General features: G+C 32.3%; 13 protein-coding genes and 3 pseudogenes. 2 read left to right on the forward strand and 14 right to left on the reverse strand.

The window, feature by feature from the left end; translation table 11 throughout:
• Positions 1-54: 54 nt before the first annotated feature.
• The 3 genes from AAGD89_RS01725 to AAGD89_RS01735 form a co-directional block, all read right to left on the reverse strand.
• Positions 55-2,394 carry a hypothetical protein gene (locus AAGD89_RS01725; RefSeq protein ID WP_341808579.1) on the reverse strand — a complete coding sequence of 780 codons (2,340 nt, stop codon included), beginning with the start codon at positions 2,392-2,394 and terminating at the stop codon, positions 55-57.
• A gap of 82 nt (positions 2,395-2,476) precedes the next feature.
• Positions 2,477-2,695: a hypothetical protein gene (locus AAGD89_RS01730; RefSeq protein WP_341808580.1), complete on the reverse strand. Its 219-nt coding sequence runs from the start codon at positions 2,693-2,695 to the stop codon at positions 2,477-2,479.
• A gap of 93 nt (positions 2,696-2,788) precedes the next feature.
• Positions 2,789-4,027, reverse strand: a complete 1,239-nt coding sequence (locus AAGD89_RS01735; RefSeq protein ID WP_341808581.1) for a hypothetical protein — start codon at positions 4,025-4,027, stop codon at positions 2,789-2,791.
• Between the two features lie 806 nt (positions 4,028-4,833).
• On the opposite strand from AAGD89_RS01735, the gene AAGD89_RS01740 reads away from it, so the two are divergent.
• The gene (locus AAGD89_RS01740) at positions 4,834-4,998 is read left to right on the forward strand and encodes a hypothetical protein (RefSeq protein WP_341808582.1); all 165 of its coding nucleotides are present in this window, start codon (positions 4,834-4,836) and stop codon (positions 4,996-4,998) included.
• A gap of 388 nt (positions 4,999-5,386) precedes the next feature.
• The gene (locus AAGD89_RS01745) at positions 5,387-5,863 is read left to right on the forward strand and encodes a hypothetical protein (protein WP_341808583.1); all 477 of its coding nucleotides are present in this window, start codon (positions 5,387-5,389) and stop codon (positions 5,861-5,863) included.
• A 35-nt stretch (positions 5,864-5,898) separates the two neighbouring features.
• On the opposite strand, the gene AAGD89_RS01750 is transcribed toward AAGD89_RS01745, so the two are convergent.
• From AAGD89_RS01750 to ligA, 11 genes and pseudogenes are all read right to left on the reverse strand, one after another.
• The gene (locus AAGD89_RS01750) at positions 5,899-6,633 is read right to left on the reverse strand and encodes a hypothetical protein (protein ID WP_341808584.1); all 735 of its coding nucleotides are present in this window, start codon (positions 6,631-6,633) and stop codon (positions 5,899-5,901) included.
• Between the two features lie 245 nt (positions 6,634-6,878).
• Positions 6,879-7,082: a hypothetical protein gene (locus tag AAGD89_RS01755; RefSeq protein ID WP_341808585.1), complete on the reverse strand. Its 204-nt coding sequence runs from the start codon at positions 7,080-7,082 to the stop codon at positions 6,879-6,881.
• Positions 7,083-7,112: 30 nt separating this feature from the next.
• A pseudogene (locus AAGD89_RS07250) lies at positions 7,113-7,160 on the reverse strand (hypothetical protein); the annotation flags it as partial.
• A gap of 3 nt (positions 7,161-7,163) precedes the next feature.
• Positions 7,164-7,316 (reverse strand): helix-turn-helix transcriptional regulator, encoded by a 153-nt coding sequence (locus AAGD89_RS01760; protein WP_341808586.1) that lies wholly within the window; start codon positions 7,314-7,316, stop codon positions 7,164-7,166.
• A 211-nt stretch (positions 7,317-7,527) separates the two neighbouring features.
• Positions 7,528-7,731, reverse strand: a complete 204-nt coding sequence (locus AAGD89_RS07255; RefSeq protein ID WP_410541871.1) for an ankyrin repeat domain-containing protein — start codon at positions 7,729-7,731, stop codon at positions 7,528-7,530.
• Positions 7,727-7,918 (reverse strand): ankyrin repeat domain-containing protein, encoded by a 192-nt coding sequence (locus AAGD89_RS01765; protein WP_341808587.1) that lies wholly within the window; start codon positions 7,916-7,918, stop codon positions 7,727-7,729. The genes AAGD89_RS07255 and AAGD89_RS01765 overlap by 5 nt, the downstream gene beginning before the upstream one ends.
• 13 nt (positions 7,919-7,931) lie before the next feature.
• Positions 7,932-8,024 (reverse strand): annotated as a pseudogene (locus AAGD89_RS07260) (hypothetical protein); the annotation flags it as partial.
• 26 nt (positions 8,025-8,050) lie between these two features.
• Positions 8,051-8,998 carry an ankyrin repeat domain-containing protein gene (locus AAGD89_RS01770; RefSeq protein WP_341808588.1) on the reverse strand — a complete coding sequence of 316 codons (948 nt, stop codon included), beginning with the start codon at positions 8,996-8,998 and terminating at the stop codon, positions 8,051-8,053.
• Between the two features lie 542 nt (positions 8,999-9,540).
• On the reverse strand, positions 9,541-10,560 hold the full coding sequence (locus AAGD89_RS01775; RefSeq protein WP_341808235.1) for an IS110 family transposase: 1,020 nt from the start codon (positions 10,558-10,560) through the stop codon (positions 9,541-9,543).
• A 117-nt stretch (positions 10,561-10,677) separates the two neighbouring features.
• Positions 10,678-11,139: pseudogene (locus AAGD89_RS01780) on the reverse strand (helix-turn-helix domain-containing protein); the annotation flags it as partial.
• Between the two features lie 191 nt (positions 11,140-11,330).
• Positions 11,331-13,334, reverse strand: coding sequence for an NAD-dependent DNA ligase LigA (gene ligA, locus AAGD89_RS01785; RefSeq protein WP_341808589.1), 2,004 nt, complete (start codon positions 13,332-13,334; stop codon positions 11,331-11,333).
• Between the last annotated feature and the right edge of the window lies 1 nt (position 13,335).

Raw genomic sequence — 13,335 nt, forward strand, 5'->3', positions numbered from 1 at the left:
CAGTTTTAGAGTTAAATAACCCATCTATAGAACTTTTTCGTCCAAATAAATCATTTATTTATGATACAGTTCTTGTTGCTGCACTTTCTCCACTTTTACATCCTTAACTACGTGAATAGAACTATGGCTCACTTTAGCAGAAATAAGCTCATCACTCGTTGATATTAAAGAATTTTTATCTTTAGCTCCCACATTAACGACTACACCCATGAAAAACATTTTGTCACTATCTGTGATTGCTTTCAGTGCCGCCCCTTTAGCATATCTAGTGTTTTGTTCTTCTGTTAATTTATTAACTTCCTGTTTCAGCTGATCTTGATTTAAGTTTTTATTTATAAGCTTAAATTCTAGCGCTATAGGAGTATATTCTTTAGTGCCCTGAAGCGAAGGACCAATACCTTGAATTACCATATCAACACGACCACCTGCTCCTACTTGAAATTCAGGTATAATTACAACTTTTGCAGAATTAGATGGTGAACTAGAAGTCTCTTGTAATTTTAAATCACTGTAACTACTAAATAAGCCATTAAGAATAGCCTGTAACCTGGCCTCATTAGTAATTAGACCCCTGATAGGGTAAATTGCATCAGCTATTGCAGCAAACAACTCTCTGTAAGCTTGTTTCAATGAGTCACTGTCAGAAGAATTAATATATTGAGAAGTTATTGTTTGGTTGAATTTTTTCTTTAATTCATCAGAATTAGGTATCTCAGAAAAATCACCTGTAAACTGCTGATTAGTATCACTTGTACGATATTGACTTACTTGTTCTATTTGAAAAAGATCTTTAAAAGACAAACCTGTTTTATATTTTTTTAAACTCATTTGAATTTCTATGACATTTTCTATTTTTCCCACTTCAGGTATATCTATAACTGGAATTTTTTTGGAATTAAGGTTTTTTATTTGTGTTTCTTGTTCAATTATATGAAAAACAAATGCTATTTTATCTTGTTCTTTGTTACCCTTTATAAATACTAAGGTAGTTACAGGTTTTTCTTTTGATTGCGCTCTGCCCTTTGTCTTGGATTCTAATGGATACTCGTTATAAGAAAATACATATTTTTTAACATCAGTTCGATCAAGTTCGTTAACTAAGATTGATTGGCCTAGAATGTACCTGCTAAAATAGAAAATGTCCCTTGTTTCTTTATTTCCTGGAAAAGTATAGTATTCGCTCGATAACAAATCTACTATCTTTTGTTTAAAATCTTCTTCAGAAACTTGTTGATTATTCCATCTGTTAGCTAATTTTATAAATTCCTCCATCAAAGGAGAAGATGGTTGTTTAATAGGTTCTACCTTAACTTCAAATGATTCTTTGAAATCCAAATTTAACCCAACAACAACGACATTATTTGCATTGGTTAAAATCCGCATCTTATTTGATCTAAAACCTTTAACATAGTCTTTAGCTTCCTCCAGTGCATAACTTGGAGTTATTTTCTTCCCTTCAGTGCCAGTTTTAAGTTCAATAAGAATTGGCACTGAATCAACAGCACGATCAGGCCCACGAACGAGCAAAATAACATCAGCATAACCCCTACCAGAAAATTGTTCTAGGTAGATCTTAGTATTGTCACGATATCGAAAATGATCAAATATTCCTGCTGTAAAACCATGTTGATCAGCTTCACGAGCTTCAATGCCATAAACATTATCTTTTAATTTTAGATCAGTATGAATTTTTTTAATGTAAGTTAGAATTTCTTTAAGATTGTCCTGAACCTGATCTATTTCTGTATCTGGATTAGCAAGCTTTTCTATATAATCCTCTAGATAGACAGATTTATCTAGCTTTTTTGTCACTTTTTCAAATGAAAACTTTTCTGGAGAAGTGGCAGGTTCGTTTTTGATTTTCTTGTTATTTTCTACTTCAATATTTATTTTTTCATCTTCTTCACCACTCTTTAAAGTATATCCCTTTGCTGATGTAATTCTTAATAATTCATTTCTAACATTACCACTAAGATCTTTACCTGATCGACCCAGAAACTCCTTAATTTCATTAAAAAACGTACTTTGAAACGCATAATTACCTTTTACTTCACCACGACTAATTTGTATTGTTCGAATGCGTCCATGCACGTCCTTAGCTACATACTCTAACACACCATCCCTCTTAAGGTATAAGTATAATTTTTTTGATTCAGGATTAGTTATTGATTCCGGCCTGCGCTTCACTAGCTCATACTTATCTTTCAAAATTGTTATTACATCAATTTGAAGCTTACGTGCATCTAATTCAGTATAATCTTTACCCATTACATTCTTCCACTCACCCTTAGTGAATTCAAAATTTCTAGTGCGTGTTATTGGAGAGTCAGAATGTTGAGCTTCTACATCTTCAGTGAAGATAAAAACATGCGTTTTGAGTTTTGTTTGGGCCACGATTTTTAAAGTTCTTGCTCCCTTAAAGCAAAAGTGTAATTTCTCTATACCTAGTTTTTGATTAAGCCTAGTGTCCAACACACTAGAAAACCAACCTAAAAAACCGATGAGGAAAAAAGCCAGGCTTTTCACTAGAGTGCAGATAAGATTGTATTTGATCAACCAGTGATTGAAATCTTGCTTTGAACGATTTATCTAGTAGGTCTGCTGCATTAGAACCTGTAGAGTCCACTCTCTGGAAAAGTAACTCTATTAACTCAAAATCCTGCGGTTTTTCTTGTTGTTGATCACTATTAACCATAACTGCCTCCTTATTTTAACCTTTTACTCTTACCTAAACTCTTTGCCTACTTTTGCTTAAGTCTAAGTAACTGAATTTTCCAAAATAGAAACACTACACTTTGCTTCTAACATCAGTCACCTTCTGCTGTATAGTTTCTACATCTAGTAATGAACTTAGTAACTGACTATCACCTCCACCATCTAATTGCTTGTTTCTAACTTTAATAAATACCTCATATTCTGACTTATCGAGTTCCATAATAGATTGCATTTGCTCTTGACTAAGAGAATTGATAATTTCTGATAATACTTTAACAGCTTTATTCTCCTTAATAAGACGAACAATTAAATCTCTAGATGACAACCTTATGCTTAAATTATGTAAATAGTGTTGTCTATGAGCATCAAAGCCGGAACTATTCCACATAGAGGTAAGCATATCACTACCAGATTTAACAAAATTATCATCTGGCGCAGAAACAAGCGAGTCTAATGCTGAAAACATTGATGTACTATAAGCTTCAGGAGATAAATCTTCTGGCTTTAAATGTTTAAATAGCTTTTTAGCACTTTCAAAAGAGTAATTTCTTCTCAATATGCTTAAAGTATAGTGGCATCCATTTTGCCCAGAATCTCTTTTCAATAATTCAGAATATCTACTAGGGTTAAGATGACGTAGACAAAAGTCAACCATACCAACATCATCAGTAGAAAAATGTCCTTTATTATATGCTGCCTGCATTAATAAATCTTCTTTCCTTTCTGAAGATACAGAATCAATTGATTGCAATTTGTTCCAAAAGAACTCCAAAGCTTCTATGTGTTTTTCCACCATTGCACACCTAAAAGCATAAACATATTGATGCTCATTATTTAACTCTAACTGATGTTCCTGATTATTTATAGCATGTGACCAGTAAATCATTAAAGCTCCTTTACCACATCCTTTTATCAAATTTTCTACTGGTTTATTACCTAATATTGATTTAAACTCCTCAAAAATAGATTTTATCTCTTCTTCAAAACAACACCAGCAAGCAATTCTATAGCGATCAGAACTATCAAGGAGGTTTTTTTGCCCACCCTCAAACTTCAAAGTTAACAATTTTCTCCCCACAGTATACCTGTTGAGCCTAACCTGATCCGAAGTACCTCCTATTGGTATTTGCCAACAAGTTTCATCCTCTAAAATCTTCTTAAGAAAAGGCGGTATTATTGTTCTGTCCCATTCACGCAATAACGTTTGATATGTAATACACCACCTTTTAATCTCCAGTTCTTTAGATGCCTTATGAAGATCATCTTCTTTCACAGCAGTTAATAATACCCTCTCTACATTTTTGCAATCCATAACTCCTCCAATTGATACCAACTAACATTATTTGTATATGCTATGTATAATATAGAAATATAGAAGTTTCAACCATCGTTTTTGTATCGCCTAATAATTTGATAATTAAAAGCGCAAACTAGATAGTGACGAATAACGTAGAGGGTATAAACGCATTACTGATGAAGATTATTAGATGCCATATTTAAATGTTTTTCGTGTAGTAGATATGGATTAGGAGATGGTAATGTGAATGATTTACCTTGATAAAGGCTGTAAGGTTAGAGTCAGCTGAAAATATCATATTTACTATTTTATCTGTAATTTTGGTTTTATTATAGATTCACTTTATTTTTTGATCTCAGTTCTCAAGTAGGTAGGTATTTTTATGTAAATAGATGTTATCAAAAACTTAAGGAATATAGCCTATTTCAGTCATTTTACATAATGCCCGTGAGAACTAGTTTTATTTGAAAGGTCACCCCAGCCACGTTATTTCACGAACTTATCTATACCAAATTTAACATAGTCCTAAAACCCGCGCCATTGGCCTACTTTCCCCCAATATACTTTAGCCACATAGGGTGATTTTCTTTCCGTAATCTATTAACAGTGCTTTCATAATGCATATTTTATGTAAAATGTTCTCAGCGTATTGTATCTTTTTTGCCCTTTTTTGAGAAAATTAAAAGTAAATAAGTAAATAAAAGAATTTAAGATAGCCCTAAAGATAATGGTTCTTTTAAAAAATATTTTATTCAAAAAAAATGTTGCTTTGTAAATGAATTTTGAAAATACTAAATTGAGCATATCTAATAATAATAAGTATGGCTTTATGTAATGATGAATTGCTTCGTGCTATAAAAAAAGTTAGGGAATTTATTAGCAAAGGTAGTATTGAAAATAATAACCTAACTCTTCTACTGTTAGCAGCTGAATATGGCCATCTAGACATAGTAAGATATATTATGGATAAAGGTATAATGCTATAGAGATGATAGTGATTACTTCTTTAATTACTTTTGATAATTCAATGTAAACATTGGTTGGTTAGCAATTTTATATTCTCTTTTATCGTAAGGTCTTTCTCTTTATTAAGGAGCTTACATTCTCCTACTCAAACCTTCGTTTTCAAGATTAGCATATCTTAATTTTTGGCTCTTTGCATAGAATGTTCTTATTTTTCTTGACTTTTAGGATGCTAGTATTAGGATATATCATTTAAGACATAAGTATGAGACGTTTTCTTTCTGATATTCATAAAAGGCTTACTATTTATTCAGAATTGGATTGGTAGAAGGTCTTATTTCTTGTTTAATGATTTAAAAAGGTAAAAAAGTAGCTTATTATGTTGATCAAATAATTGGAACTTTTTGTACTTTGCTTTCTGACATTATAATGCATATCCTTTCTATACCTTATTGTATAATACGAGGATTGGGAAGCCTTGTAAAAGGACATGAAGGTAAAAGATGCAGTAAACATAATCATCGATTTACAAATGATGTTGTTGATAATTTATTTATCTATCCGGTACTTCACATGATTTCAGCTTTGGTTGCAGTTATCACGATGCCAATTTTTATGATTCATAAAATAATATCTACCATCGTATATCCTTTTACTAAACAAGAAAATTTGTATATACAACCAGAAATCAACGATTACAAAAAATTGGATGATTGCTTTCCAGATCAGCTATTGAAGGCTCAAAATTATATTATTGGTGCAATTGTTTTAATGATATCTGCTCCAGTTTATGGAATAGCTCTGCTAATAGAAGCTGGAAGCACAAAACTTAGTTCACTATTCACTAATACCAAAGTTGAGGAATTCTGTTCTGCAAAAAGGCTATAACCATCCAATTTCTCTTTTAATAACTTCTTGCAACTTTACTTGCTTACAGGCTGCTGTTGTGCTTGCTCTGGCTCCTTTAACCCAGATAATTTTGATTGTGGTAGTGATATCGTTTCATCACTCTTCATTTGTGATTTTTTTACTGCTTCAACTAAAGACAGAGAATAATCTTCCTTAGAATTAGCAAGTGGTCTACTTCCTATTCTTACATCATTATGTGCTTCTAGATCTTCTATAGTCACACCATTATTATCTATAACTTTTACATTGTTATTTGTACCAAGCTCTATTATGAGACTACACTGCTTACCATTTGTCTGCCAATTCAAAGTCATTATTATAGGTGATCCATTCTGAACTTTATAGTATCTGACATTGTTTTCATCCATATCGCAGGATAGCCCGTTGCTTCCATCACTATTAATCAAAGCAAATCTTGAAATTTTATTGGCCTTACAAAAATCACTAGTCAAAAACTTACTGACTGTTACTTCTTTGTTTCCTGAAAGCCTTACTCTTGATGTATAGCCTCTCTCTTCATTGTCCCTTATTCTTATATGTACTTTTTCAAGCTTATTAGTCGTTATATATTTAATGATTTCTTCTTTAACTTTTTTAGCCAATTCATGATCGTCAGGTAAATACCTAGGACCTTGTTTTTCATTTTGTTTTATTAAACCAGCTGGCTGACCATTGAAAAAAATGATTTCTCCACTGTGATTGTCTCTCGTACTTTCAACGGTAGCTTGAATAGATTTTTCTGCTAACATATATAACCTCTAACAATAATATATAAGAGTTAGCATATAGATTAGTATTATTAAAACAATATATTTTTAACCTGATTATCTTCAAAGCTTAATAAAAATTTAATCATTTATAAAAACTTTCTCCTACCTCTGCGTACTTCCAATACCAGCATAAAAAAATAAAACTTTTAAGGACAGCTCAAGACAAAAAGAAGCATAAATTCAAGGGCATGTATAGGCCTAATAGAAGATATTTAAAATTCACACTAATCTTGAAAAGAAGATAAAGATTTTACCAATGAATAAACGATCTTGCGCAATTCTTTATTCTTAATTTTCCTATATCCTTTCATGAGAGCTAACATATCATTTTCTAACTCACATTCTTCATCGCTGTCATATTGAAAACCATTGCTGTCTTCATGTAGTGCTGAATTGCTTTCCATAGTAGTAGGTAGTAAAACAGCCAAATCAACAGATAGAGCTTTTGCTAAGGCTAATAACTTATCAATTGAAATAGCATTTTTTCCAGATTCATATTTCTGTATTTGCTAAAATGAAACACCAACAATATTGCCTAAATCCCCCTGACTCAAGCCTCGTAATAGTCTCAATTCCTTTATTTTTTTTCCTATTTTAGGGCATCCAGTATCAGCTCTTTCTATTATAGTAAAAGAGTCATTTTTCACATTGGTAATAGTCATTTCTGAGCCTCCTTTTTAGGTATTACGGCTATAATAAGCCAAATATAATAGATACTGCTAATAACTTTAAAATTTTATTAAAGCAGCGTAGAAAATAGTCACTTCAACATCTTAATGACATGTTTTTTTCTTAACCTCAAGTCTCTTAAATCTGCTAGATTCTAAGTTTCCTTGATGAGATTAAAAGATACCCTTTTTATTGATTGATATCTCATTCCTCTCGGGGAATTTGAATAGCATAGTGTAAAGGAGTGTAACCATATTTATCTTTAGCATTAATGAACTCATCCAGTCGAACTGGATCTATTTTTTTTACAAGGTATTCAACTATATTTAAGTGACCATTGGAAGCAGCTATGTGTAAGGGAGTTCTATAATCCTTGCCATCAACATTAAGATCAGCTCCGTTATCAATAAGGTATTTCTAGGTGACCATTTTCTACAGCACAATGTAAAGGTGTACGACCTCTACTATCTCTCTCATTGATATCACGCTTCCTCTCCTCTATGAGACATTTCACTAGATTAAAGAGACCTCTTTGCACAGCAGAATGTAATGAGTCATGTTCATTTATATCCATTGATTTGATTTCCTTTTTCATACTATCCTCCATCTCATTTACTAATAGAATTTAGGTGTTTTATTACATTACGGTTTGCTGCAATATCAAGAGCAGTCATGCCATCATTGTTTTTTGCATTAACTTCAGCACCACAACTTGCAAGGTATTTTGCTACATCTTGTTGATTTTTTTATTTTGAAATTCATGACCTTTAGCAACCAAGTGTAACGGAGTATTTCCTTTATGATCCATAGCATTAACATCTGCTCCTTTCTCTATAAGATGTTGCACTATTTCAAAATTACAGTCGTGAGCAGCTACATGTAATACAGTGGAACCATCTTTAAATGTAGCATGTATGTTAGCCTTCTTCTCTAGTAAATACTTTGTTATTTCAATGTGACCATTTGCAACAGCATCAAGTAGTGGAGACCAGCCATTCTCATTAGCAAAATTTGGATCAATTCCTTTTTCTTCTATAAGATATTTGATAGTTTCCATATGACCATTTGATACCGCTCCTGCAAGCAGATCATTTCCATCATAAATAACATTCCTCTCATCTATGAGATATCGTATCACATCTAAGTTACCACTTGAAACAGCTCTGTCAAAGAGAGTCCAATCAATACCACTTTCAGTTTGCATTGGATCAACAGATTTTTCCTCTAGAAAATATTTAATAAGCTCAAAATTACCATGCTCAAATGCATAGAACATAGGCGTATTATCTTGGTCATCAGTAATCCTAAAGTCAGCACCATTATCTATAAGGAATTTTACTATATCAAAATAGCACATATCAGCTGCATAATGTAACGGAGTCCAGCCATATTTATCTTTTGCATTTAAATTAGCCTTTTCATTTTTTAAGCATACAATTAGGTACAAGTTATTCTTTTCAACAGCCAAATGTAAAGGTGTTTTACCTAAATCATTTTGAGTTTCACTCTCTATAGTTAGATCAAATTTACCATACAGATATCGCGCTATATTATACAACCTTGCATCTTGCATCACTTCAGCATTGTAATTAGCAATTTCTTTAGCCTGATCATTCTTTTTAAGATGTTCCTTGATAGTATCAATTGATATTACCTTTCCAATTTCCTTTTCCATATAAACCTCACTAAATTAATAAAACTATACCAGTTCTCTAATTGCATAAAAGTCAATAATAATTTTTTATATCACTAAAAATATTTTCTAGTGCGAAATTCAGCTCTAATAAAATTTTTACTTACTATTGTACTATTTTATTCAACTAAAAATCGTTTTATTAGCAAATAAAATACCAGTACTACATTTTTAATTAATCTTTTTTAAATAGATGTGGTTAATAAATATGTGCATAAGTACGCCTACACACATTAAAAGTACTTATGCACATATTCATTAACTTGTTAAATCTAAAGCTTCATATTTTCCTCCACAACTCTTGATAATTTTACATAAGTTGAAAGTAGCATGCTTTCCATGGTTCTCTCCGCGATCTGATATGGCTAAAACTTTAATTTGCCAAGCCGCATTATACTTGTTAGGGCGGAAGTGGACGGCAATATGTTTACAACGAAGTCTATGCTTCAACCGGAATTCTTGCTTATCCCTTCCATCGGCATTGCTATCTTTACTTTACATGAAATTATCTATTTTTCTTGCATTTACTGATAACAAAATTCTGTTTTGTTAACCAACATCCTATGCATAATTACAGATAGTTTTCTTGCTACAGCAATAATTGCTTTCTTCATACCCTTCTTTTTTGCAAGCTTTAATCCCCAGCTCTTCAATTTAAATGTCTTTTTACATCTTGTCAGTAAGGTTTGCGCAGCTTCGTACAACATATTCCTACATTCCACTGGCCCCATTTTTGATATACTTCCATGACAATTAATCTCCCCAGAAGCGTACTGCCTTGGGCTTAATCCCATATAGGCTCCAACTGCATAAGATGTTTCAAACCTATACGGATCATCTATTGCAACTTTATATGTCATTGCTACTATAATACCAACTCCTGGTACAGTAGTTAATAATTTACAATCTTCGTCTTTTTTGCCTTGCTCTGAAAGTATTTTATCAAGCTTTCCTATTGATTCTTCTATTGTTTCTAGACTATGTACTAATGATTCAATTGAGTTTTTGCTAATTTCATCTAGGTTGTTAGTCATTTCTTGTACTTTTAAAGAGAAACTCGCAAAACTAGAACTTTGACCAATTTTTATCCCATGTATTTTCAATAATCCTCTCATTGTTCCTACAATTTGCTCTCTGCTACATATTAATTGTCTTCTGCTTCCAACTGCTATCTTGATTTGGCAAGATTCATCTGATTTTACCCATACTTCTCTGTATAACCCAACTCTCATCATTTGTGCTATGCCTCTTGCATCATTTTTATCATTCTTATTGATTCTTGCAGATAACGCTGCTGCCATATGTCTTGCATCTACACAAATTACTGGTAACCCAAAATCCCTTAATTCTTTACACATCGATATTGATAATTGTCCACTTTCTATTCCTATGGATTCATATTCTTTGCTTTGACTAAGCAGAAATTTAGCTATTGTGCTGCTTTCACTTGAAACAACTTCTTCTTTAACAATTTTTCCTTTCTCATCAATGATGCTAATAAAAGTTTCTTTGAGTGAGACATCTAATCCGCTATAATATTTCATGAGACTACTCCTACTGTAAAAGTTTAAATTATTTTTGAAGAACTAATTCATTGAATTTGTTACTTCGTGCTAAAATAATGGAGTATGTATCTCCATCATTCAATAGCAATTACAGTATGTTTTTATTGTGGTTGTTTTCTTTTTTCCGGAATAACTTTTCTTACGTTTTTTGCTGTCTTTCGGACGCTGTATCGGTTGCTCTGTGACGTCTGCTAAAATTTTTAAATCCTCTCTGGAGTCAGCGTTCTATCCTTTTTTATAGTAATTTTTTTGGCCAATATTGGCCAATAATGGCTCCATTTTCTTCAAAAGTCGGCAAATATTTGAGTTGTGCAAATTAAACAAAAAACCCAAAAATGGATGCGTTATGTACGTTCTGTAATAAATTAATACACACAAAATTTTGTCTTCCAGCGTCTCGATATGTGATTTTCTGCCATAACATTTCTTTTTTTTCTCAAGTTTTTCCCATTCTGGACGGACTTTTTCCACGATTTTTTCAAATTCAGATGTTGTGAGCCCTGTCAATTGTCTAAAAACATATGGTGTTTTTGCTATTTTTACGTAACTTATTGCCATTTTACTCTTCTAAAATTTTCATTTTATACACTTTTTAGTGTTTTTCATCTATTTTTTACCTTTTCGCAGGGGGTCTGTTCTCAAATGGAGCCGTTATTGGCCAAGAAAATCTACACTTTTGGTAGGCAGGAGATTATGGAGATTTATTGTTTAGTTTAGGAAGTACTATATTGTGAGAAAAGTTATAAATATTACAGACCTATAATTTCATTCCACTGATTTTCATTTAAAATTTCTACACCTAATTCCAGTGCTTTTTTATATTTAGATCCAGGCTTACCTCCTACAATTAGATAACCAGTTTTAGCAGAAAGACTTGAGCTAATTATCGCTCCTAGAGCTTCAGCTTTTGCTTTTGCTTCACTTCTACTCATAGTTAATAATGAACCAGTAAACACTACAATTTTATCGCTCAGAATAGAATCACCATTATTGGTATCGACGGAAAGAATTTGTAGGTAAGAAGTAAGATTGTTTAATACTTCAACATTACGTTTCTCAGAAAAAAATAGCTCCAAACACTTTGCTGTTTTTTTTCCTATACCATCTATACTTACTAGCTCAGAAAAAACTTCTTTATCAGGTGACAATTTAATCATAGAAGAATACCAATTTTCATAAAATATATAATAATTTGCAAGCAATTTTGCTGTCACTTGACCGATAGATCTAATACCCAAAGAAAATATAAACCTATTGAAAGTTATTACTCTTCTATTTTGTATAGAACTTAACAAGCTAGCTATTGATTTCTCACCCCATCCTTCTTGCTCACTCAAGTTAAACTCGTTTAATTTTTTCTCTAAAGTGAAAATATCAGAAATTTGTTTTATTAGACCAAGATTATAAAAAAATTCTATCTGTTTTTCTCCAAAACCAACAATATCAAATGCGTCTTTAGATACAAAATGCTTTAATTTTTCTATGATTTGAGCTTTACAGATAAATTCTCCAGAGCACCTTGCTGCTGCTTCTCCTTCAATTTGATGTACTGCACTTCCGCATTCAGGGCAGACCTCTGGAAATACAAACTCAGGTGTATTTGGAATACGAGAATTCTTATCAACTTCAATAATTTGTGGAATGACATCTCCTGCTCTTTTTACCGTTACAATATCACCTTCTCTTATGTCTTTTCGTTTGATCTCATCTTGATTGTGCAGACTTGCTCTACTAACTAATACTCCACCAATATTGATTGGCACTAAATCTGCAACTGGAGTTAACATTCCAGTTCTACCAATCTGTATAGATATTTTGTTTAATTTTGTTTTTGCACAAACTGCAGGAAATTTGTATGCAAGTGCTGAGCGTGGAGCTTTATGAGTGCTTCCAAGGCGTTCCTGCAATGCTAAATCATTTACTTTAAAAACTATTCCATCAATATCATAGCCTAAATCATAGCGACAGTTATAAATCTTATTATAAAACTCTAGCATCTCATTCAGATTATTTGCTAAAGATTGGTGCTGGTTTACACAAAAACCAAGTGCTTTAAGATTACTTAGCACTTCATGTTGGCTTTTCTCTGCTCCACCTATTAAGGAATAAGCAAAATACTTCAGTGGCCTGCTTGCTGTAATGCTTGCATCCAGTTGTCTCAAAGAGCCTGCAGCTGCATTGCGTGGGTTTGCAAACTCGTTGCTTGCGTTTAATTGTAAAAAATCATCATTCGAAATATATATTTCACCTCTTATTTCCAATCTACCTTGCACACCTTGCAAAAATTTAGGAAAGTCTTTTATTGTTGCAACATTGTGAGTTACATCCTCACCTATATAGCCATCACCACGAGTTGCAGCTTTAACGAATATTCCATCTTCATAAACTGCAGAAAATGATAGCCCATCAATTTTTGGTTCACATAATATCTCTATTTTATCTTCAGTTAAAAACCTTTTTATCTTGAGTAAAAACTTTTCTACACCTTGTTCATTATAAGCGTTATCAAGTGAAAGCATGGGTTCTATGTGCTTTACTTTAGAAAACCTTTCATCAGGCGCAGCACCAACACTATTTTGCGTATCACCGGTTTCTGGAAATTGTTTCTCTATTTCAGCTGCCTTTTTCTTCAGTTCATCATACTCAGCATCAGTGATTTCCGGTGCATTTTTCTGGTAGTATAACTTATTATGGTAGCTTATTTTGATTTTCAGCCTAGTAAGCTCCTCTTTCAGTTTTTTAAAATCAATCATA

The sequence above is a fragment of the Wolbachia endosymbiont (group E) of Neria commutata genome (genome assembly GCF_964026735.1).
Lineage (GTDB): Bacteria > Pseudomonadota > Alphaproteobacteria > Rickettsiales > Anaplasmataceae > Wolbachia.